Below are 22,121 nucleotides of genomic sequence, written 5' to 3'. Positions count from 1 at the left end.
CCCCCCATACTTCTTCAATATTGCACCCTACAATATATGAAATTACTAATAAAAAGTTAAAAACAGCCAATCAAATCATACTAACACTTCATAAATTCCCTATATTAAAATCTTAACCATTACCACATTTTTAAATTATATAATTAATATAGATTCCTAATATTGGAATTCTATAGTTCATAATAGTTCCATCTCTCACTCACTTTTTCTTAACAAAATTCAAATTTGATTAAAGTAACTGTGTTTTTCGCTCTTCCATACGAATTACTTTTCCACTTTGATATACAAATGATTGTTCACCAAATCCTCCTTGAGGTGGTTCTATTAGTTGGACCTGACCATTTTTAACAACATATATTCCGTTTATTTTCAAATCTATTTCAGCTCTCATTTCTACAAGATTTTCTTTAATAATTCCCATTAAGACCACTCCCGTATGTTATGATTATTTTGTCGAAGCAAGTCGGGAGCAATCTCGGCTTTTTTGTTTGTCTATAGATATTCCAAAACATTTTCAGGAATAAATGATTGTTCCAACGATAAATATAGTCGTATTGAAATCGGTTCTTTATTATCTCTCACAGACTTGCAAAGCTCCTCCGCTTCTTCCCAATCGAACTGCTTATCTTCCACTCGCTTAAATCTCCAAATTCCAATTGTATATTCCTCAAATAATTCATACTGATTATCTGGCGCTGTTGTTGGTTTTAATTCATCAGTAGCTCTTACTTGCTTTGGTACTTGAACAACTACATCCGTAAAACGAACTTTAGTATTTAATCGATGAATGTGTGCTTTCTCAGTATCGAATGCTACTACAGGCTCAACATCAAATATTGTTAATTGCTTTGGCATTACAATCCTCCTAAGCCTCTTTTTTATATTTAGCTAATACTTGTTCTAAACGTTTACGTTCACCCTCTAAATCCATTTCATCGTGCTTTACAGACTGAGATTGCACTTCTGTATCTTGTGTATGTAACCAATCAGGGACGATTTCTTTTCTAGTATTACTTCTTCCACCACGAGACTGGTATTTCTTACGGAATTGAGCTTGTGCAGCTTCAACATCAGTAATACTCTTATACCCCTTAGCATGCCAATCTCTTAAAATACCTTGTACATAAGACATATTAGGTGCATTCTTTTCTAAAGCTATTTTCATTGCTTTAATAACAAGCTGTGCATTCAAATCTTCAATCCATGCATTAATACCCTCAGCTACAAATGGTTTAAGAACTCCAAAATTTTGCTCATAGAATGCTATTGGATTTTCTTCTGCAACTTTTTTATCTCTTGAGCAGCTTGCTGCTTCTTCTTTTGTTTTTGTTTCTTCTTTTTCTTTTTCTTTTGTTTCTGTTTTTGTTTCTTCTTTTTCCTTCATAGGGTCTTCGAAGCCCCTTATAAGCCACTCAAAACGAGCTTGGAAGTATTCCTTAATACGAGGTATTTTAAAATCTTGCTGCTGTTCTAAATCTAAACATGTCTCATAAAAATCAATTAAAAAATCTTCACACTTAATATTCTGGATTTCTTTTAACACACACTTTTCAATATTCAAATTTGTAATAGCATTGAATTTAAGCCAATTAAGCAACATAATTTCTTTCGTCTTTTTGTTGTAATGAATTTTCCCGTAATCAGCAAACCGCTCTAGCAGCTTCTCAACCGTTTCACGGTTATACCCTGTATCCATTTCTATCACTCGTAGTGGAAGCTCATAGATGCCACTCTGGGAAGTTTTGCTATTAGTCATTAAGTATAAGTAGAAGTATTTCTCCTCCGGTGTAAGATCTAAAACGAAAGCATCTTGCCAATATGAAACTTGAACAGGTCTATAAACTGCCATATTATTCATCCTCCATTGTTTTACTTGATTTGCTTTGATATACTTAATCCAATTCTATTTTTAGAAAGACTCTCTATAAGAGTCTAAAATCTATCACTCTGCCAAGTGATAGATTTTTTATTTTCTTCGACTAACTACTGATGCATTGATCCCTTGCCCTTGAAGGCTTTTAACAACTACACGATAACTCTTTGATACATCGTGATCCTCTTTTTCATTACGAAGGCTCCTGAATTCTTTTGCGCATCTATTTAATTCTTTCTCCCAATGATCTGCTTCATCTAATGAACCAGCATTGAACATGTTATGAATACATGTCACCATGCAGTTATGTAATTCATTTGCAAAGGTAAAATCCCCTGGTAGAACTAAATCAAACAGACGATTACATTCTGATTTCATGACTTATTCCTCATTTCTAGTAATTTGATACTGTACGCATCGTTATGAACAGAAAGAAAAAGCAGAATCTATTAAAAAATGGAGACTCAGCCTTTCTGATCATAACGACAAGCACAATTGCTTGTCGCATTAAATTGAAGTATGCTATAATTCATATGTTAATTTTCTTGGCTATCGCGGGCTATGCGGTAGTCTTTTCTTTTTTCTTTTTGTTTTTCAAAACGAACGCTGCTTCTATAATTCGAATTCTTATCTCCATTAATTTCTTCTCTTGTTTTAGGTCCCTAGCTTTCATATAGTCTCCACAAACTGCTGCAATTCGAATATCACCATATAAATTTGCTTCCTTACGAATTAGCGTTTTATATTGATTTAAAGTTGGGCTTGCATAATCAATTGTCATAACTTAAACCTCCCCAATAAAATAATTAAATTAAGCTTTTATATACTTCCTAGCTCGTAATGATACTTTCCAGTACTTAAAGACGTCTTTCATTGAAATACCATATTGATCACATAGGACCGCTACGAGGCTCATCATTGAACCTGTAGCATCCAAGATTTCATGCATTACCTTTTTCAAATCCTCTTTCTCTCTTTCGGACCAAGTTTGTGAAGGCTTAGACCAACATACTGTATCAAGTTGTTCCAAAGCTTTGTTTGTCTCTTGATAAACCATGTATCTCAGACTTGTAGGATGATGATCTATGTGCTCTCCATTGAAGAACGGGATACTTACATCCCCTGTTGCCTCACTCCACATCTTAAAAAACAGCTGCGGATCATTAATTCCTTCAGTAATGCATTTTCGCAAATCTTCTGGTAAGCGTCGTTGTTCAGTTTCATATTTTGCTAGTGACTCACGACTCACGGGGATTTCTAAGGAGAGTTGTTCTTGGGTGATTCCCTTTCGTTTTCGTGCCATAGCAACTTCTTTTCCTATGGACATCGTTTACTTCCCCCATTCGTACCTAAAGCATTATTTATTTGTGACAACTTACTATGGTAATTTGTTATTAGACGGATTCTTTGAATGGATTGTAATACTCCGTATTGTTTTCTACCCATTCAGTGTGATTCTCCATCCACTTAAAAAGAAGGTGTGTAGGAATAAGAACCCCGGCTTCACGACATACTGGAAAATCAGAACGGTTTAATAACTCAGATGCTTTGGTACGTTTAATATGTAATAGTTCCATTAATTCTGTAATAGTTAAAAATGGTGGTAATTCTTTCATTGGCTGAAGATGTTCTGTTGCTCTTTGTACTTCTTCTCGGATGATTTGACGAAATGATTCGATATCGAAGTTAATCATTGATATCACCTCCTTATAGGATGAATTGTTCCTTTAAGGAACATCATTTCTCAAAAAAAATTGTCCATTTAAAATTTAAATGCATTCCTATTTTTCGAGCTATTTTTACAGACGGTGTTTTTGTCCCATTTTCAATATGTGTATAATAACTTCTAGATATTTCGCATTTATTTGCAATATCTCGATGAGTAAAACCTCTTACACATCTAAATTCTTTTAACCAATTTCTCATTATGATCACCTCCTCGTTCCTTTAAGGAACATCTTAATGAAATTATACGTTACTAAAAGGAACAAATCAACAGAAAGTTTCCTTTAGGAACATTAATTGAAGTTACTATTAGTAACACAAAAATTCGTTTATAATTAAAAGTAAAATTAAAAAACAATGGTGGTGACTACTTTGAATACGTTTGGTCAAAGACTAAAGTGCTTGCGAGAAGAGAAAAAAAAAGAAAACGCTGCATGGACACAAACATATGTAGCTAATCAACTAGGTGTTGCCCGTACTACATATACAGCATATGAAAATGATACTAAACAACCACCTATGGAAACTATCTTAAAGATAGCAAATCTTTTTTCTGTCTCTACTGATTTTTTAATAGGCAGAGGATCTGACTTCAAACAAACTAGCCCCTCAGACATAGATGCTATCATAAATGATCCAGAATTAGGCCTGTGGTTTAAAGATATTAAAGACGCTTCTTCCGAGAAACGTGCAGAACTGAAAAAATTCTGGGAATTCATTAAATTAAAAGAAGAGGATCGTAACCCTTAAAAATAAGCAAACCTAAAAACATGCAACTTTAGCCTGTTTTCAGGTTTGCTTATTTAGGTTCTATACATAATTAAACCAAAATATTCCTCATAAACCTATGATAAATATTTTGGTTACAATTAAAATTCACACCAATTTGTATAATCTAATAAACCCTTGTTTAAAAATAGAAAATAAAATATAACCTTTAAAACTATTTATACTTTCGAGCTGCAGTTTTTATATTTTCTAATAGTTCTTCTATGCTATACATGCAATAATCAGATAAACTCTTCCTTTCACCATCTACTAAATGTCGATACCAAGTATCTAACATATACCTATACATCTCTTCTAAATCACCAGAAGAATATTCTGCTGTATTTCCCACTGAATTAGTTTGTTTGTAAAAAACTTCGCCAACTACAGGATAATTATCTAGTTTAAAGTTATCATCAATAGATTCTATCGAAATCAGTTCAACTGCTCCCTCATGATTTATCACTAATTGGTTTGTTACTCGGTCATTTGCATTAAATATTAATTTTTCTATATCTTGTTGTGTAAATATTGTTGATGGTTTATAAATCCTCTTTAATCTGATAGATGTATACATACTATTTAATATCTCAAATTGATTAATAAAATTACTATAGTCTTCTTTTATTTTACTTACAAATTCCTTTACCTCCTCCCAATTATAAAACTCCAGATAATTTTCAAACTTATTTTCTCGATTTAATAACATTTCAAGTGTTATTGCGCTTTCTTTTTTTATCTCAAAAGTATATCTTTTAGTTGGATATAAAGTAATTGAAGGAACAATACCAATTTCAATATAATATTTACATTTATCCACAGGAATTTGAGTGTAATTTTCACAAAAATTTAAATTGTACTTCTTAGAGTAATTTAAAATTTGTTTTTTTTCTTCTTCATATCTCGCAACATAAGCTTTTCTTTCTAATTCCTTTTCTTGTTGTTTTATTTTTTCTAACATTACCACTTCTTCAGGATGTTTTTTTCTCCATTCAATCTTATCAATAATACTTTCAATAAATCCCCTAAACTTTTCAGGCGTATTATAAAAATTTTGAAGACCATCATATCCATCTATCCCTAAATTATAAAATGAATATTTAGGAAATATTACATAACTTCCTTTTAATCCTAATGTGATTGATCTACTAGAGGATGGCAACGTCTTTCCTTTAAAATGCCCATAATTAGCATGATAAGGCTCTATATATTTCCCTGGTTCTATTTCTAATAAATATTCTTCAGTTGGGTTACTTGAAATGTCATACTCATAAACCCCACTTGGTGCTATTTCTTCAGTCTCCAAGAATAAATGATTCCACTGAGGATCATCAAAAGTCTCTAAGCTAAGCCTTTTAGGTTTTATAACCCTTGTAATATTATTTAAATTTAATTCTATAAAGCCCTTCTGATTAGACAGTTGGCACTCTATTAAATCTAAGCCACCCTTATTAGGTAGAAACACATGATTTAAGAAGCCCAATTTACTAATACTACTTAATACATTTACAATTGTGTCTACTTTTCTCCAACTTAGGCTTTCAGCTTGTGAAGGACATATTTCTTGTATAATAAAATCCCATTCTGCTTTCGAACGTTTTTCGAAATCATCTTTAATTTCAATCCAATTTTCCAAATCCTCATAAAACCTTAACGCATCTTGTCTATTTTGGGGCTCATCAGACGTAGCTGAATTTAATAACAGATGTAGAGTTGTTAAATGAGGATTATTTAAATCTTTGCAATAAGTCTCTAGTGAGATAAAAGAATTATTATAGTTATATTGACCATCAAATCCCTTATAATTGTTTGTAAGTATCATCCATAACGTTTTAGCTAATGAATAAATATCTGCAGGAAAAGGCGTTGCATTTTTCGCATTTCTTTTCATTTCTGGTGCCAACGTAGTCCAAGGTCCTACGGCCTCACGCGTTTTAGTAAGTTCTTCTCCTTCAGGATATTTGACTAGTCCAAAATCACTTAAATACCAAGTTCCATCTAACCAATATATGTTTTCTGGTTTAATATCTCGATGAGCAATTCCTCTTTTATGTAGTTCGATTAATGTCTTACACAGCTCAATTATGCAGTATATTTTCTCCTCGATATCATATTCAACTATCTTATCTTTTAAAGATACAGCTATAGGCATTACATAATACGGTTTATTCTTATAAGTAATTTGATCAATTTCATATATACAATCATCAAGTATAGGAAGTACTCCAGGTATTTCATTCTGAACATTTTTTACCACATTGATTTCATTAATAAATCTTTTTATTCGGGTCTGCTCTCTGAAATTTTTCTTTAAATTTTTTATGTTAACTTTAATAGTTTTTAATGCATAAAATTCACCATCATCTTTCTTTTTGACTTTAAAAACTATTCCATTACCACCGAACCCTATTTTACTAATAATCTCATAGTTTCCTATATAATCACCTGGTCTCATAAAATCACCCACCCAACAAATTGTTTAAATATAGTAATTAGACAAACATAATCAAAAATAATATTAGTTATCAAATTCCGCTATCTCCAAATTCCTGTTTCATCTTCATAAAAAGGTAAACCTTCTTTTTCCATAGAAATCAGTGTCTCTCTACATAAATTGAAATGTTCCATAACTTGTTTTTGTTTTATGCTTGTTTTCATTTCCGCACTCTCTCAACCCACTTTACCATATATTTCATTCATCCATTACCGTATCTTAACATTTCATTCCTGACAAGTTATTAAGTCGTAAAATATATTATCTTAATTTTTTATTATGTTTTTATTAAATTATAAATGCCAATCCCCTTCCAAACATCCTTTTTTTATTATATTATAATAACAAGAACATATGTTCTTTTTTTAATTTGAATGGAGTGAACTATTTTGTTTCAATCGCAACCCTACTATACAACACAACTTGAAGACTATATCCAGCACTTGTACCAATCCTTATCTATTTTTGTTCCCGAGCAAATTGATATGATGGAGATTGCGAAAAAGCTAAACATTTTGCTGTACTTTGCTCCGTTTGGAAGTCATGCAATGGAAAGAAATCAAATAGCTAACTTAGTTATTGATAATCGTATCTCTCAGCAAGAACAATGGGAGGATTTTGGCCATGAGGCCTGTCACATCCTATTTCATTCTGGTAATCAATTATTAATGCATCAAATGTTTCTAGATTATCAAGAAGCAAAGGCTAAAAACTTCGCACAACAATTTTGTGTACCTACTTTTATGTTAAGAAAGCTTCCTCCCCTACAGTTAAAAGCATATATAATCTCAGAAAAATTCAATGTAACAACACAGTTTGCTGAAAAAAGGCTTTTACATTATGAAAATCAATTATTAGCAAGTAAATTACAGAATCAAATATCACAATACTGTAATTTTCAAAAATAACGATTCAGGAGGTATTAAATATGAAAGGAAGTTTTCGTAAACGTGGAAATACGTGGTCTTTTACAATAGATATCGGTATAGATCCGGCCACAGGAAAACGCCAGCAAAAAAGTAAGAGTGGATTTAGAACAAAAAAAGAAGCCCAAAATGCTGTTGCTACAATGATTACAGAGATAGAGAAAGGAATATATTTTGATGACAAACAATTAACTGTTTTAGATGTATGGGAAAAGTTAAAGCCTCTTCGTAAAGCTGAATTAAAAATTACATCTTATGAAAAAGACATGAGCTTAGTTAGGCTCTATATCCTTCCCCCATTTAGTTATAAAAAAATTAAAAGTATTAAGCCCGTAATGATTCAAAGCTACTATGCTGAACTTAAGGAAAAAGGACTATCAAATGGTACAATCAGCAATATCCACCGCTGCCTAAGATGCATTTTCAAACACGCTGTAGAATGGGAAATCATACATGATAATATAATGAATAAGGTTAAAAAACCACGTGAAGAGCAAGGTGAAATGAAAACATGGTCTAGCGAAGAATGTAATCGATTCCTCCAGTATCTAAAAGAAAAAAATATTAAATACCATATGTTCTTCTTACTTGCAATCTATACAGGTATGAGACGCGGAGAATTACTTGCACTAACGTGGAAAGATATTGACTTTGATAATAAACGTATCCTGGTTAATAAATCACTTGTAAAAACAGAAAAAGGACTATTTAAAGCTGCTACAAAAACTAAGTCTTCAAATAGAAGTATTAGTATCTCTTCTTTTGTTATAGGAAAGTTACAATCCTACTACTCCTATAAAAAGAAAGAATTTTTCCGCTGGGGTATACACTTGAATGAAGAGGCCTTTATTTTCACTGGCAATACGATACATTCACCCTTACATATAGATGCTCCTCATCGCTTTTTGAATGATCACTATAAAAAAGCTGGTGTTCCTAGAATTCGTATACACGACTTACGACATACTCACGCTACACTCATGCTTCAAGCTGGAGAACACCCTAAAATCGTACAAGATCGCTTAGGACACTCATCTATTCAAATGACTTTAGACAAGTATAGCCACATCACACAGAACATGCAGCAACAAGCAGCAGAAAACTTCGAGAGCATAATAAAATCTAATGAAAACACCTGATAAAAAATGAACAGATTTAATGTGAGCAAAATGTGAGCATCATGGAAAACTACCACTTACAAACCTTGATATAATAAGGTTTCTCATGCTATATCGTTGAATCTTGGGAGAAGAATGAGCAGTTTTAAGGTTGTTTATTTTTAAAAACATCAAAAATGCCAAATCCCTTATATCACAAAGGATTTGGCATTTTTAAGTATCTAGAACACGCGCTAAATTTAAGGAGAAATTAACAGACATGAGTCCGGTATAATGCCGTGTCCACACCCAAGGATCGGTTACATAAAATAACGTATCTAACCTGGGAAGTCTATTAGCTTTTTCCCTTATAGTAACGCTCTCTTCTACTAAGACCTTTTCTTTCTAGGGCCTACAATTAATTTAATCGCTGTTCTCTCTTCATTATTGATAGAAATCTCTTGAAACGCTGGAACAAAAGCTAAGTCAATACCACTTGGAGCGACGAACCCTCTTGCAATCGCAATTGCTTTAATCGCTTGATTTATAGCTCCAGCCCCAATCGCTTGAATTTCCACATTACCACTTGTTCTTAGTACTCCTGCTATTGCACCTGCGACTGAATTTGGGCTTGATTTTGAAGATACCTTTAATATATTTTCCATGTAAGTTGCTCCTTCTATTATTTAATCTCTCTTTCGTTACAATTTTAAATATTTTAGCGTATCTTTAATTACTATTCACACCAAAAACAAATGATGCTTCATATGTACATTATTCTATATTTTCTGACTTTTTCCTGCTCAGCTACGCAAATAAAAGATAAACTGAATAGCCTAATATACATACAGTTAAATATCATAACTTCACCAAATGATAACATCCATACAGCTAAAGGTAATATTTCTGTTTTGTCAGACTAAATAAATATAGTAAAGTAAAATTTTAATGAGTGGGGGTTTAATTCATCCCCCACCTAACTTCTTTGCTTTCGCTGAATTTTGAGGTGGGAGTCTTACTGCTCGGAAAATAGCGGGATAAACGTTTCCTCGTTACTTCACTCTATTTAGAAATTCCATTTATTTTTCTATCAAATTATAAACCTTATCATCTTCAAAAGGTGTTACAGGTAATACCCAAATACTACACTTCATCATTTGACCACTTTATATTCCAAATCTATCTCCTTTTATAGTACAAGCATACACGCCAATTGTGATTCATCTTCATAAACTACTATGTGATTTAAATTTATTAAGAATAGGAGGTAATATATTGGGTTCATACTATCATTCTTCAAACTCGTATAAAAAATGCTCATGCAAATCTTCTTCCAGTTCAAATAAAAAATGTTCATGTGACCATTCACATAAACGAAGCTGTCCTGCATACGGAACTTTTTGGCAAACTGAATTTATAACTGTTCCTTTTGGCGATCCTTTTTCATTTAATTACGTTGGACCTTTAGCAGGAGGCGTTTCCTTACTAAATCCTACTACTATACACTTTAGACAAGCTGGTGATTATAGAGTTTCGTTCATTTCCAGTATTAATACTACTTTAAATCCTGTATTTCCACATATCCCAGTCATAACTATATTTTTAAATAACAATCCACTTGCTGATAGTCAAGGTGATTTCGCTATTCAAATGAATACTTCATCAAATAACGAATGTCTTCAACTCGTTGGCGAAACGATTGTTACAGTGCCTGCTAATTCAACTCTTCAACTTAGAAATAATAGTGGTTTTAATCGTCAAAGTATTGTAACTTGTGACAATGGTATAAATTCAGTGGAATTAACAGTTACAAAACTAAGTTAAAATTATTTCTTTACATTCAGATGCTATTTCAGCATCTTTTTTTATTGAATAACAGTTTTTTTCAACTTCTATTATCTCTCCCCACATAAAAAAGTGCAGAATTCTTTCTAACACAAGATTTCTGCACTTTTTTATTATACTTATTTGTTCTTCCTTATTTCTCTACATAAACCGACTTAACAATCGTACGATTATATGGTTTTCCTTCTTTATTCATCCCTTTTATATCCATCGTAACGTTATATACTCCCGGTTGTTTTATATCTTTCAAAGCACCTGTAAATGTATTCGTATTAACATTTTGTAATTCATTAAATTCAGAGACTAACTTACCTTCTTTATTAACGACTCTTACTGTTATGGAAAGATCCCCTTTCATTTCAGGTGCTACAGGTGATTTTTTCAGTTTATACTCAGGTTTATTTACTTTAACTTTTGTAGGCATTCGAAGAACAAATGGTGCATCATCCTTGTAATCGCTTACAACTAAATATGCATCTTTCGACTGCTTCGCCATCATTTTGATTTTCCATTCGCCTACTTCCAATTTATCAAACTTAAACGTTCTAATTGTCGCCCCATTAAAGAAAGATTCGCCTTCACCAGTAGTTATAGCGCTATCTTTATTTGCATAGATTTTTCCTTTTGGAGATACCATTTGTACTTCTACATCAGAAGAAGCAGTTAGTACAGAAACTATTCCTTCAGCCTTTTTATCAACAGAAATACTTTGCTCTATCCACTGATTTTGTGGTAATTCGCCTCCTAAAATATTTTGATTTGAAGTTGTATTTAATTGTTCTAGATCTTCATTTGAACTAGTGCTGGATGCTACTAAAGCTGGTAATCCCACATTTGTCGTACGTAAATATGGTTCAATTCGTGCAAAAACAGCTGATCCTTTTCTTATATTGTCATGATCAAATCTGGAATCTGTAAATAAATGTGTACCGTACGATAGCTTCGTACTCCATTCATTTACTAGTCCATCATTTGAACCGTACGATGATAAATATAACCCGCCCATAGATAATGCAGAAAATGTTGGTCCCCAGCTAGTTCCAGTAGCCGTATAGTAACGGTTTAATTTAGCTGCTGGGTTGTTATCTATTATTGAACGAAACTTTGCCATTTCACCTATTTGTAACGAATACGTACCATCATCTTTTTGACCTAATATAGAAGCAAGCCACCCTGCCCACCAACTATATGACAAATCTGCTAAATTTGAGCCGTGATGCGGTGTAGCAAGTGTAATAACATTTCCAACAAATCGATTCGCACCATATTCAACTAATGCGGCTTGTGTATCAATACCACCTTTACTATGCGCTACAATATTAACTTTTTTACCGAAATGATTATATATTTCTTCAAGTTTTTGTGCTAACAATTTTCCGTTATCCCACTGACTAGCCGAACCTTTCCCTGCAGCATCATACAATTGTATAAACACTGTTTGATAGCCTGCTTTTAAAGCATAATCATACATATCATTTATATCATGATATACTGTCTTTCCATACCAACTATCAGCATTACCATTTCTTCCTTGTACAAAGAGAATTGGCGGTTTATTCTCATTATAATTAGCAGGTTTTTGGCCTAAAAACCATTCTCCAGGTGTGAATACTTCTGTATCAGGAAACCCCTTTCCAAGCTCTTTTACAACTTCTGCCTGTACATTTGTGCTAATCGTTGGAGCCATGATAAAAAATACAATTAGTAAGGCCACACATCTTCTCATCAGTCGCATATTACTCCCCCTATTTTTTTGAAAGAAGGTGTTCTTTATAATATTTTATATTTTCCCTTCCTTAATAATAGCTAATCTTTCATTTTTAAAAGATGTTAGCCCTATTTTTAGAAGGTTACTAGTTGTATCCCCTCTTCCTTAACTCTCGTTATTCTCTTTGTTTCTACCTCTTCCTTTTGATAGAATACGACAAAAAAGTTTCTCAATAATTGTTAACTTCGCTACACCCAGATATTTTTTAAATCATTATTGTTTATATAAAGCATACAAATCTTGAAAAAATTTTAGTAAAAAAACATTTTATTACTAGTTAGTTATTTAAAAATATAATAAAGATATGTACTTTCTTTTCATTAAATACAAACTAATTTTAAAGGAGCTTGTATTATAAGACTTTCCTACGATTAAAAATTAAACTGAAATTTCCGAATAGAAAATCATATTTCCAGAAACATATATTATGATAATTTCCGCACACTTGAATTAACTTTTTAGAAGTACTAACCTATCGGTGAGCAGAAGAAAATTCTGTAAAAAGAAAGGAGAATACTTTATGATGACCAAATTACAAAAGGAGTTTTTTAAACGCTTAGAAATTCCTGCAAAAGAAATAACATTTGATGATTTAGATGGAATTCTCTTGAAAATGGGAATGATTCTCCCCTATGAAAATCTTGATATTATGGCTGGTACTATTAAAAATATCTCAAAAGATAACTTAATAGAAAAGTTACTTATTCAAAAACGAGGTGGACTTTGTTATGAATTAAACTCCCTATTGTATTATTTTTTAATTGATTGTGGGTTTCAAGTATACAAAGTAGCCGGTACTGTTTATGACCTTTACGATAATAAATGGAAACCCGATGATGGTCATGTCATTATCATATTAAGTCATGAGGATAAAGATTATGTTGTGGATGCAGGTTTTGCATCTCATCTCCCTTTACATCCAGTCCCTTTTAACGGAGAAGTCATCTCCTCTCAAACAGGAGAATATCGAATTCGTAAGCGAAATACTCGAAAAGGTACGCATATTTTAGAAATGAGAAAAGGAGCTAACGGGGAATCTACAAGTTTCTTACAATCTGAACCTTCAAACGAATGGAAAATAGGCTATGCTTTCACTGTAGATCCAATAGATGAGAAAAAAGTGAATAAGATTCAAAAAGTGATTGTAGAGCATAAAGAATCTCCTTTTAATAAAGGAGCTATCACTTGTAAATTAACTACTTATGGTCACATATCATTAACAAATAAAAATTATACAGAAACCTTTAAAGGCACCAAAAATAAACGACCAATAGAATCTAAAGATTATGCTCGCATTCTTCGTGACTCTTTTGGAATAACGCAAGAGAAATATGTAGGAAAAACACTAGAAAGAGGCTAGTTGACTACAAGTATTTCATAATAAAGCAGATTCTATATTTAGAATCTGCTTTATTTTATATTTGTTATAAATTAATTTAATTTTGTTGTTACCCTTTAATTTTCAATTATATACTCATCATCATATTTATCGTATTGTAGCCCTTTCCCTATCTTTGACTCCGTAACTTGATCTCTTAAAAACGGTGCAGCATCCATTTTACTAGTTGCAATTTCAATTCCATATTTTTTCGTTAAATGAGCTAACTCTATTAAAAACCACTCTCTTCGCAATGTAACTGGAATATCCAATGTTTTTCTTTTCATATATAATAGCACCTCTTTTATTTTCATAGCTTAAAAATATCACTGGATGCACTTATTAAAACTACCTTTCACCGCTAACATCCAATGAAACATTATAGTATATGCATGTCCATTTCAAACGTGCTATCACAAATATGATATTTAAGTTTACATAATTATATTATGTAATAGTAGGAAAGGAAGGCATGTCCCTTCCTCTTCTACTATAGAGATTTAAATTAAGAACATCTTGGTACACCTAAAGCTAAAAATAAACCTGCTACTCCCGCAGTAATCGGTACTTTTAACGTAATAACATCATCTACCTTCGTTACTAAAAAGTAAGCATTACCTTCTTGTAATATACAAGTTACCAACAATTGAAATTCCATTCAAATCTCCTCCTTTCAATCGATATACTATAATTTATGAAATCTCTTTCAAAAAGTAATAGGAAATATATCCATTTTTCCTTATATACAAAATAAATGTTTATGAGTCTATTAAAAATATTAATTTTCTAAATTTATACAAAACGTGTAATATCCAATAAATTCCTATATAATCAATAAGAAGAATCTTACAAATGGAGGTATGAAAATGTCAATTTTAAGTAATATTGGTGCAGCTTTATTTTTTATTGCTTTTATTCTTTTAATCTTATGTATCATTTCATTCTTTAAGAAAAATGGAAAAGCAAAACAATATGGACGTCCTACCGTTATTCTTTTTATGATTTCTATTATATTAATAACGGCCGGTACAACAAAATCGGAACACCCCGTCGTCGAGTTTTTTTCTACTTTAAGTTTCATTCTATTTATATTCTTCCTTGTTCTAGCAATCTTATCTGTTATTAAGAAAACAGGTGTAGCGAAAAAACAATTTATTATTACAGCTGTATTATTTGTCATTTTTGTTGCGTTATTAGGTATTTCAGCTCCTTCTTCTGAAAAAACGACAGCAACTAGTACAAAAGTTGCCTCTAATAATGAAGAGCCAAAAGATAGCGAACAGAAAAAAGAGCTAGAAAAGAAAGAGGCGGACGAAAAAACTCAAAAGCAAGAAGATGAGAAGCGTCTAGCCGAAGAACAAGCTCGTAAGCAAGAGGATGAAAAACGTCTGGCTGATGAACAAGCTCGTAAACAACAAGAAGAACAAAAACGTCTGGCTGATGAACAAGCTCGTAAACAACAAGAAGAACAAAAACGTCTGGCTGATGAACAAGCTCGTAAACAACAAGAAGAGCAAAAACGTCTGGCTGATGAACAAGCTCGCAAACAACAAGAAGAACAAAAAGCACAGCAAGCTCAAACACAACCAGCTAATGGTAATACTGATAGTGCATACTACAAAAATTGTGCTGCAGTTAGAGCAGCTGGGAAAGCTCCTTTACATAAAGGGCAACCAGGTTATAGCTCTCATCTTGATCGTGATGGCGATGGAATTGCATGTGAAAAATAGTAATAAAAAAGAAGCTTTTACTAAGCTTCTTTTTTATTAACGTAAAACATTACCACTTATTACTTTCCCCCTTATTTTAATAACATTCTTCTTATTATTCTCAAAAACGACACAGAATAAGTGATTTCAATCACTACATAGATTTTAATTTATCGCTATTCTTAATTCAGATATTACATTAAAATTTTATGGAGGCATTCATATGGAACATACATTTACTGAAACTTCAATTGTTGGTGAGATTGTTACACAATTTCCGAAAGCTAGTGATCTTTTTAAATTATATAGAATAGATTTTTGTTGTGGCGGTAATAAGCCACTTATTGATGCAATTCATGAAAGAAATTTATCAGCTACTGAAGTGCTTACAGAGTTAAATATGCTTTATCATAATACGAAACGATTAAATGAATCGGAAATTGATTGGAAAAATGCTTCTTATCGTGAATTGATTGATTATGTTATAAATAAGCATCACCGCTATTTAAATGAAGAATTACCACAGTTAAGTCCATATGTGACAAAAGTATTACGTGTTCATGGGGCAAGTCAGCCTCATTTAGCTCAAATTCATAAGCTATTTCATGAACTTAAAATGGAATTAGAACAGCATTTAATTAAAGAAGAAATGGAAGATTTTCCATTAATTTTAGAATTTGAACAAAATCCAACTAATGAAAACTATGCTAAGTTACGTAAAGTAGTAAATGAACTAGAAAATGAGCACAATCATGCTGGAAATATTATAAAAGAACTTCGTAAAGTGACAAATGACTTTACTCCTCCAGAAGGTGCTTGCGGTACTTATCGACTTGTTTACCAACGCCTCGAAGCGCTAGAGTCTGATTTATTTGAGCATATTCATTTAGAAAATAATATTTTATTTCCGCGTGCCATTACGAAAGCATAAATCAAGTGCAGGACATGAGTGTAAATACTTATGGCCTGCTTTTTCGTTTCGCGAAAAATATTCACATCCCCTTCACATAAAACCGAATTTTAACAATTTGTGAATCATTATAAAAATGTGATAAATATCACATCTCCCCCTTATTTGATTTTCTATAATAAAAATATAATCCTTTGTTCAATATTTCACATAAAAAGGGGAAACGAAAATGAAAAAACGTTTAGTTATGATCGGAAATGGTATGGCTGGCATTCGCTGTATGGAAGAAATCTTAAAACATGATAGTGATTCATATGAGATTACTATTTTTGGAGATGAACCGCATCCAAACTACAACCGCATTATGCTCTCTCATGTTTTACAAGGCAAAACAAATATGCAAGATATCATTATGAATGAATACAGTTGGTATGAAGAAAACGAAATAACCTTGTATACGAATGAAAGAGTGCAAAGTATTAATCGAGAAGAAAAAATTATTATTACAGAAAAGAAGCGTACTCTTACATACGACAAGCTCATTATCGCAACAGGTTCTAGTGCTTTTATTTTACCTGTTGAAGGTTCCGCACTTTCTGGTGTAACAGGATTTCGAACTATTGAAGATACACAATTTATGATAGATACCGCTAAAGAAAAGAAAAAGGCCGTTGTCATTGGTGGCGGGTTACTCGGTTTAGAAGCCGCAAGAGGTCTAATTGATTTAGGAATGGACGTACATGTTGTTCATTTAATGCCTAGCTTAATGGAGCAACAACTAGATACGAAAGCAGCTGCTCTTCTGCGTGAAGATTTAGAAGCACAAGGCATGAAGTTTTTAATGGAAAAGAAAACTGTAAAAATTCTTGGTACAGACCATGTTGAGGGCATTCAATTTGAAGACGGTGAAGTTGTAGATTGTGATTTAATCGTAATGGCTGTCGGAATACGCCCAAATACGCAAATAGCAAAAGATGCTGGTCTAATTGTAAATCGCGGTATTGTAGTCAATGACTATATGCTAACAAATGATGAGTCCATTTATGCAGTTGGAGAATGTGCAGAGCATGACGGTATCGCATATGGACTTGTTGCTCCTCTTTATGAACAAGGTGCGATATTAGCAAAACATATAACAAATTTACAAACTGATGGATATTCGGGCAGTATCGTCGGTACACAATTAAAAGTTGCTGGTTGTGATTTATTCTCTGCTGGCCAAATTTATGAAGATGATCAAACGAAAGCAATATCCATCTTTAATGAATGTAAACGTTCCTATAAAAAAGTATTAATTCGTGATAATAAAGTTGTCGGTATCGTTTTATATGGTGACACAGCTGATGGTACACGCCTCTTTAGCATGTTAAAGAAAGAAGAAGACATACAAGAATATACAGCCGCTTCCCTTCTTCACAAAGCTGGTGAAGAATATGAACTTGACGTTGCTACTATGAGTGCGGATGACACAATTTGCGGATGTAATGGTGTTACGAAAGGCACAATCGTTCACGCCATTTTAGAACAAGAGTTAAAGACTTTTGAAGAAGTTAAAGGCTGTACGAAAGCCGCAGGGTCTTGTGGTAAATGTCGTCCGCTTGTGGAACAAGTTTTATCTCATACACTCGGAGATGCTTTTGATGCTTCTGCGCAGTCTACTGGTATGTGCGGATGTACAACGTTATCACGTGATGAAGTCGTAGCGGCCATTCATGAGAAAGGTTTAAAATCTCCAAAAGAAGTACGAAACGTTCTTGGTTTTGCACATGAAGACGGCTGTTCAAAATGTCGCCCTGCTTTGAACTATTATTTACGTATGGCGATTCCAGAAGAATATGAAGATGATAAATCATCCCGTTTCGTGAATGAAAGAATGAATGGTAACATCCAGCACGATGGTACCTTCTCTGTTATTCCACGTATGTACGGAGGCGTTACAACAGCAGATGATTTAATGAAAATTGCTGAAGTTGCGAAAAAGTACGATGTTCCACTTGTGAAAATTACAGGTGCGAGCCGAATTGGCTTATACGGTGTTAAGAAACAAGATTTACCTAACGTATGGGCTGAATTAAATATGGCTTCTGGATATGCGTATTCAAAATCTCTTCGTAATGTAAAATCATGTGTTGGCTCTCGTTTCTGCCGTTTCGGTACGAAAGATTCATTAGGACTTGGTATGTTGCTTGAACAATCATTAGAAATGGTAGATACACCTCATAAAATGAAGATGGGTGTAACGGGCTGTCCGCGTAACTGTGCGGAAGTACTGACGAAAGATTTTGGCGTTGTTTGTGTCGAAAATGGATACCAACTTTATATTGGCGGAAATGGTGGTACGGAAGTACGCGAAGCTGATTTTGTAATGATTGTCCCTACTGAAGATGATGTCCTTCGCATCGCTACAGCTTACATGCAATATTATCGTGAAACTGGTATTTATGGAGAGCGTACTGCCTACTGGACAGAACGATTAGGCTTCGATCACATAAAGGAAATACTGCAAGATGCAAATATGGTCACTAAGTTAAATGAACGTTTCCAAAAAGCTCGTGGCACATATAAAGAAGCATGGGGACAAGCACTAGAAACGAAATCATTAAAAACGATGTATGAAGTAGAAACTGTGAAATAAGGAGCTGTGATCTATATGATACAAACGAAAGAAAAAATAAAAGTTATGCGTGCAGAAGACCTTCCTATTCAAATCGGTAAAGAGGTACAAATGAAAGGTATGTCTATCGCCCTATTCCGCCTTTCAAATGGCGATATTCGAGCTGTAGAAAATCGTTGTCCTCATAAAAACGGGCCATTAGCGGAAGGTATTATATCTGGAGAATTCGTCTTTTGTCCACTACATGATTGGAAAATTTCACTACTAACAGGTGAAGTTCAAAAACCTGATGATGGTTGTATTCAAACGTATGAAGTAGAAGTTATTGACGGGGATATTTATATATACATGTAATTTACGAAAGGAAGCCTCCCCTGGCTTCCTTTTAAATAAAAATAGACGAGGTGCGAATATGAACGGATATGTATATTTAGTTGGTGCAGGACCAGGTGATGAAGGGCTTATTACAAAAAAAGCGATAGAGTGCTTAAATCGTGCAGATATCGTCTTATATGACCGCTTATTAAACCCTTCCTTTCTTAATTATACAAAAGAAACATGTGAACTTATTTATTGCGGAAAAATGCCAAAGAATCATACTATGCGTCAAGAAATGATTAACGCACACCTCCTTCAATTTGCGAAAGAGGGAAAAATCGTAGTCCGCTTAAAAGGCGGAGATCCATCTATTTTTGGCCGTGTTGGTGAAGAAGCAGAGACTTTAGCATCAGCAAATATTCCATATGAAATTGTACCAGGTATTACATCTAGCATCGCCGCTAGTATCTATGCAGGTATTCCCCTCACCCACCGTGACTACAGTAATAGCGTCACTTTATTAACCGGACATGCAAAAGGTCCTTTAACCGACCATGGAAAATATAATTCATCTCACAATAGCGACACAATTGCCTACTACATGGGTATAGAAAACTTACCTACAATTTGTGAAAACTTACTACAAGCAGAAAAAAAAGAAGATACGCCAGTAGCAGTCATTGAATGGGGTACAACTGGTAAACAGCGCGTTGTCACAGGGACACTGTCTACCATTGTTTCTATTGTCAAAAACGAAAATATTTCTAATCCTTCTATGACAATTATTGGTGATGTCGTTTCCTTACGGGATCAGATCGCTTGGAAAGAACGTAAACCATTACACGAGAAAAAAGTTTTATTTGCATCTGCAACGAATAAAACAAGTTCAATGAAGCAAAAGTTACAAGAAGCCGGTGCAGAAATATATCAAATTCCTACTTTCAAAAAGGTAGAATACACATTAACACTTGAACAAATCAATGAAATTTTTAACGTTAATCGTCTTGTTTTTTGTTCAGCTGAAAGTGTAGAAATATTGATGCAATCATGTAGTAAACACCAAAAAGATATTCGTTCTTTACAAGCGCAACTACAACATATGAACGTTGCCACTCAAGAAAAACTTATGCAATATGGGCTACTAAGTAAACAAGCAGAGTTCTCTTCCAATACAACAGTTTATTTAGGACGAAACATTAACCGAATTGCTGTTATTCAAGAAAAAATTGGTGCTGGTTCCTATATGATGACTCATGAGTACACAATTGATCATCGCTTCGATGAAATTCATTCACGTATGCTTTCTGAATTCTCATGGGATAGCATTGTATTTGAAGGTCGTGCTTCTATTGATAAGTTTCTAGCAGAAATAAAACGCCTTGGCTTTATCAATATTCTTACTCTCCCATTCTCGTATACCGATGTTCCAACTTTATACTATGCAAATAAAGTTGGGTTTCATAACGTAGATCATCAATTACAAGAAACTCTTATGAAGAAAGACATGGTGAGACAATGAAAGGAATTGTATATGTTGGACATGGGAGCCGGCTACAAGAAGGTAATGAACAATTCATTCAATTTATTCAATCTGTTATGAAAGAGCGAAACGAAAGAATTCAAAAAATAGCTTTTCTAGAACTAACGACACCTACTATTTCGGATGCAGTTACAGAAACGATAATAGAGGGAGTAACTGAAATAATGATTGTACCTGTTTTATTATTTGCAGCAGCTCACTATAAACGTGATATTCCTTTTGAAATAGAACAACTACAAAAGAAATATCCACAAATAACATTTTCAGTTGTACCTCCTTTTAGTACACATCCACATATGGTGGAACTTGTAGTGAAAAGAATACGTGAAGCTATGCCAATGCAAAATAGTAGTATTTTACTCGTAGGACGAGGCAGTAGTGATACACAACCGATATATGAGTTACAACAAATCGGAGCAGCTATCGAACGAAAACTTGGTATGCCAGTATCCTGTTCCTTTTTAACGAAAGGAACTCCCTCTTTTACTGCCGAGCTCAAGGCTATAACATCGACTGCGTCCCATGTATATGTCATGCCATACCTTCTCTTTACCGGATTATTACTTCAAAAAATTGAATTGCATACAAAAAAATACAATCATGTTACGACTTGTAACTGTCTTCAGTTTGATACATATATGAAACTAACATTGTTAGAACGAATGGAGGAATGCATATATGTATAACATGTACCCTCTTATGTTTAATCTACAAAATAAAGTGGTTGTTATCATTGGTGGAGGTAAAATTGCATATCGAAAAGCGTCTGGATTAAAAGATACAGGCGCTTTCGTCACTGTTGTCAGCCCAGAAATTTGCGAGGAAATGAAGGAACTTTCTTATATTACTTGGAAGCAAAAAGCTTTTAGTAATGATGATATTAAAGATGCTCACCTTATTTATGCAGCTACAAATCAACACGCTGTAAATATGATGGTCAAACAGGCCGCTCATGATTTCCAGTGGGTTAACGTTGTAAGTGATGGTACAGAATCATCTTTTCACACACCTGGCGTTATAAGAAATAATGAATATGTTGTCACTATTTCAACTTCTGGTAAAGATCCATCATTTACGAAGCGTTTGAAGCAAGAACTAACATCTATATTGCCTAAACTTATAAAAAAGATTTCTCGTACACATAAATTGTAATCTA

26 protein-coding genes are annotated in these 22,121 nt (G+C 33.3%); 12 read left to right on the top strand and 14 right to left on the bottom strand.

Going from position 1 to position 22,121, the window contains the following annotated elements; genetic code table 11:
* Positions 1–229: 229 nt before the first annotated feature.
* The 8 genes from NST86_RS10625 to NST86_RS10590 all read right to left on the bottom strand — a co-directional run bounded on the left by NST86_RS10625 (position 230) and on the right by NST86_RS10590 (position 3,799).
* Positions 230–421, bottom strand: a complete 192-nt coding sequence (locus tag NST86_RS10625; RefSeq protein ID WP_000511364.1) for a DUF3954 domain-containing protein — start codon at positions 419–421, stop codon at positions 230–232.
* A 71-nt stretch (positions 422–492) separates the two neighbouring features.
* Positions 493–855 carry a cell division protein SepF gene (locus NST86_RS10620; RefSeq protein ID WP_144575191.1) on the bottom strand — a complete coding sequence of 121 codons (363 nt, stop codon included), beginning with the start codon at positions 853–855 and terminating at the stop codon, positions 493–495.
* Positions 856–865: 10 nt separating this feature from the next.
* Positions 866–1,849, bottom strand: coding sequence for a DnaD domain-containing protein (locus NST86_RS10615; protein ID WP_144575188.1), 984 nt, complete (start codon positions 1,847–1,849; stop codon positions 866–868).
* Positions 1,850–1,966: 117 nt separating this feature from the next.
* On the bottom strand, positions 1,967–2,251 hold the full coding sequence (locus NST86_RS10610) for a hypothetical protein (protein WP_144575186.1): 285 nt from the start codon (positions 2,249–2,251) through the stop codon (positions 1,967–1,969).
* Positions 2,252–2,432: 181 nt separating this feature from the next.
* Entirely contained in the window at positions 2,433–2,654 is a 222-nt protein-coding gene (locus NST86_RS10605) for an RNA polymerase subunit sigma (protein ID WP_144575183.1), read from the bottom strand.
* Between the two features lie 30 nt (positions 2,655–2,684).
* Entirely contained in the window at positions 2,685–3,200 is a 516-nt protein-coding gene (locus NST86_RS10600) for a helix-turn-helix domain-containing protein (RefSeq protein ID WP_000022030.1), read from the bottom strand.
* Positions 3,201–3,267: 67 nt separating this feature from the next.
* Complete coding sequence (locus NST86_RS10595; protein WP_000606756.1) at positions 3,268–3,567, bottom strand: helix-turn-helix domain-containing protein; 300 nt, start codon at positions 3,565–3,567, stop codon at positions 3,268–3,270.
* Between the two features lie 43 nt (positions 3,568–3,610).
* Positions 3,611–3,799, bottom strand: coding sequence for a helix-turn-helix transcriptional regulator (locus tag NST86_RS10590; protein ID WP_078420695.1), 189 nt, complete (start codon positions 3,797–3,799; stop codon positions 3,611–3,613).
* A gap of 171 nt (positions 3,800–3,970) precedes the next feature.
* Here NST86_RS10590 and NST86_RS10585 point away from each other — a divergent pair, with 171 nt between their 5' ends.
* Positions 3,971–4,348, top strand: a complete 378-nt coding sequence (locus NST86_RS10585; RefSeq protein ID WP_144575180.1) for a helix-turn-helix domain-containing protein — start codon at positions 3,971–3,973, stop codon at positions 4,346–4,348.
* A gap of 193 nt (positions 4,349–4,541) precedes the next feature.
* On the opposite strand, the gene NST86_RS10580 is transcribed toward NST86_RS10585, so the two are convergent.
* A complete protein-coding gene (locus NST86_RS10580; RefSeq protein WP_144575177.1) occupies positions 4,542–6,821 on the bottom strand; it encodes a protein kinase domain-containing protein in 2,280 nt (759 codons plus the stop codon).
* 80 nt (positions 6,822–6,901) lie between these two features.
* Positions 6,902–7,024: a hypothetical protein gene (locus NST86_RS10575; RefSeq protein ID WP_260989036.1), complete on the bottom strand. Its 123-nt coding sequence runs from the start codon at positions 7,022–7,024 to the stop codon at positions 6,902–6,904.
* A 225-nt stretch (positions 7,025–7,249) separates the two neighbouring features.
* Here NST86_RS10575 and NST86_RS10570 point away from each other — a divergent pair, with 225 nt between their 5' ends.
* Positions 7,250–7,768, top strand: a complete 519-nt coding sequence (locus NST86_RS10570; RefSeq protein WP_116365555.1) for an ImmA/IrrE family metallo-endopeptidase — start codon at positions 7,250–7,252, stop codon at positions 7,766–7,768.
* Between the two features lie 20 nt (positions 7,769–7,788).
* Positions 7,789–8,925, top strand: a complete 1,137-nt coding sequence (locus tag NST86_RS10565) for a site-specific integrase (RefSeq protein ID WP_144575174.1) — start codon at positions 7,789–7,791, stop codon at positions 8,923–8,925.
* 347 nt (positions 8,926–9,272) lie between these two features.
* Here the strand turns inward: NST86_RS10565 and NST86_RS10560 are convergent, their stop codons facing one another.
* Entirely contained in the window at positions 9,273–9,548 is a 276-nt protein-coding gene (locus NST86_RS10560) for a stage V sporulation protein S (protein ID WP_000427801.1), read from the bottom strand.
* A gap of 610 nt (positions 9,549–10,158) precedes the next feature.
* Here NST86_RS10560 and NST86_RS10555 point away from each other — a divergent pair.
* A complete protein-coding gene (locus NST86_RS10555; protein WP_000536154.1) occupies positions 10,159–10,707 on the top strand; it encodes a hypothetical protein in 549 nt (182 codons plus the stop codon).
* A gap of 154 nt (positions 10,708–10,861) precedes the next feature.
* On the opposite strand, the gene NST86_RS10550 is transcribed toward NST86_RS10555, so the two are convergent.
* The gene (locus tag NST86_RS10550; protein ID WP_340933676.1) at positions 10,862–12,463 is read right to left on the bottom strand and encodes an esterase/lipase family protein; all 1,602 of its coding nucleotides are present in this window, start codon (positions 12,461–12,463) and stop codon (positions 10,862–10,864) included.
* A gap of 553 nt (positions 12,464–13,016) precedes the next feature.
* Between NST86_RS10550 and NST86_RS10545 the strand changes: the two genes are divergently transcribed.
* Complete coding sequence (locus NST86_RS10545; protein WP_000988428.1) at positions 13,017–13,856, top strand: arylamine N-acetyltransferase family protein; 840 nt, start codon at positions 13,017–13,019, stop codon at positions 13,854–13,856.
* Positions 13,857–13,951: 95 nt separating this feature from the next.
* On the opposite strand, the gene NST86_RS10540 is transcribed toward NST86_RS10545, so the two are convergent.
* Both NST86_RS10540 and exsG read right to left on the bottom strand, forming a co-directional pair.
* On the bottom strand, positions 13,952–14,161 hold the full coding sequence (locus NST86_RS10540; protein WP_000824207.1) for a hypothetical protein: 210 nt from the start codon (positions 14,159–14,161) through the stop codon (positions 13,952–13,954).
* A gap of 218 nt (positions 14,162–14,379) precedes the next feature.
* A complete protein-coding gene (exsG, locus tag NST86_RS10535) occupies positions 14,380–14,532 on the bottom strand; it encodes an exosporium protein ExsG (protein ID WP_000395679.1) in 153 nt (50 codons plus the stop codon).
* A gap of 208 nt (positions 14,533–14,740) precedes the next feature.
* Here exsG and NST86_RS10530 point away from each other — a divergent pair, with 208 nt between their 5' ends.
* The 7 genes from NST86_RS10530 (at position 14,741) to NST86_RS10500 (ending at position 22,117) form a co-directional block, all read left to right on the top strand.
* Positions 14,741–15,604: an excalibur calcium-binding domain-containing protein gene (locus tag NST86_RS10530; protein WP_086424311.1), complete on the top strand. Its 864-nt coding sequence runs from the start codon at positions 14,741–14,743 to the stop codon at positions 15,602–15,604.
* 202 nt (positions 15,605–15,806) lie between these two features.
* Positions 15,807–16,514: an iron-sulfur cluster repair di-iron protein gene (ric, locus tag NST86_RS10525; protein WP_000401343.1), complete on the top strand. Its 708-nt coding sequence runs from the start codon at positions 15,807–15,809 to the stop codon at positions 16,512–16,514.
* Positions 16,515–16,722: 208 nt separating this feature from the next.
* Entirely contained in the window at positions 16,723–19,128 is a 2,406-nt protein-coding gene (gene nirB / locus NST86_RS10520) for an NADPH-nitrite reductase large subunit (protein ID WP_227593455.1), read from the top strand.
* A gap of 15 nt (positions 19,129–19,143) precedes the next feature.
* Complete coding sequence (nirD, locus tag NST86_RS10515; RefSeq protein ID WP_000616686.1) at positions 19,144–19,461, top strand: nitrite reductase small subunit NirD; 318 nt, start codon at positions 19,144–19,146, stop codon at positions 19,459–19,461.
* Positions 19,462–19,519: 58 nt separating this feature from the next.
* On the top strand, positions 19,520–20,944 hold the full coding sequence (locus NST86_RS10510) for a uroporphyrin-III C-methyltransferase (RefSeq protein ID WP_086424313.1): 1,425 nt from the start codon (positions 19,520–19,522) through the stop codon (positions 20,942–20,944).
* Positions 20,941–21,651, top strand: coding sequence for a sirohydrochlorin chelatase (locus NST86_RS10505; RefSeq protein ID WP_000676476.1), 711 nt, complete (start codon positions 20,941–20,943; stop codon positions 21,649–21,651). Before NST86_RS10510 ends, NST86_RS10505 begins: the two co-directional genes overlap by 4 nt.
* Positions 21,644–22,117 carry a precorrin-2 dehydrogenase gene (locus NST86_RS10500; protein WP_000282595.1) on the top strand — a complete coding sequence of 158 codons (474 nt, stop codon included), beginning with the start codon at positions 21,644–21,646 and terminating at the stop codon, positions 22,115–22,117. The genes NST86_RS10505 and NST86_RS10500 overlap by 8 nt, the downstream gene beginning before the upstream one ends.
* The last annotated feature ends 4 nt before the right edge of the window (positions 22,118–22,121 follow it).

It is taken from the genome of Bacillus sp. FSL L8-0199, from assembly GCF_038005705.1.
In the GTDB taxonomy this organism is placed as follows: domain Bacteria; phylum Bacillota; class Bacilli; order Bacillales; family Bacillaceae_G; genus Bacillus_A; species Bacillus_A cereus.
Note: the sequence above shows the minus strand (reverse complement) of the source record. Positions and strands in the feature narration are given on the sequence as shown.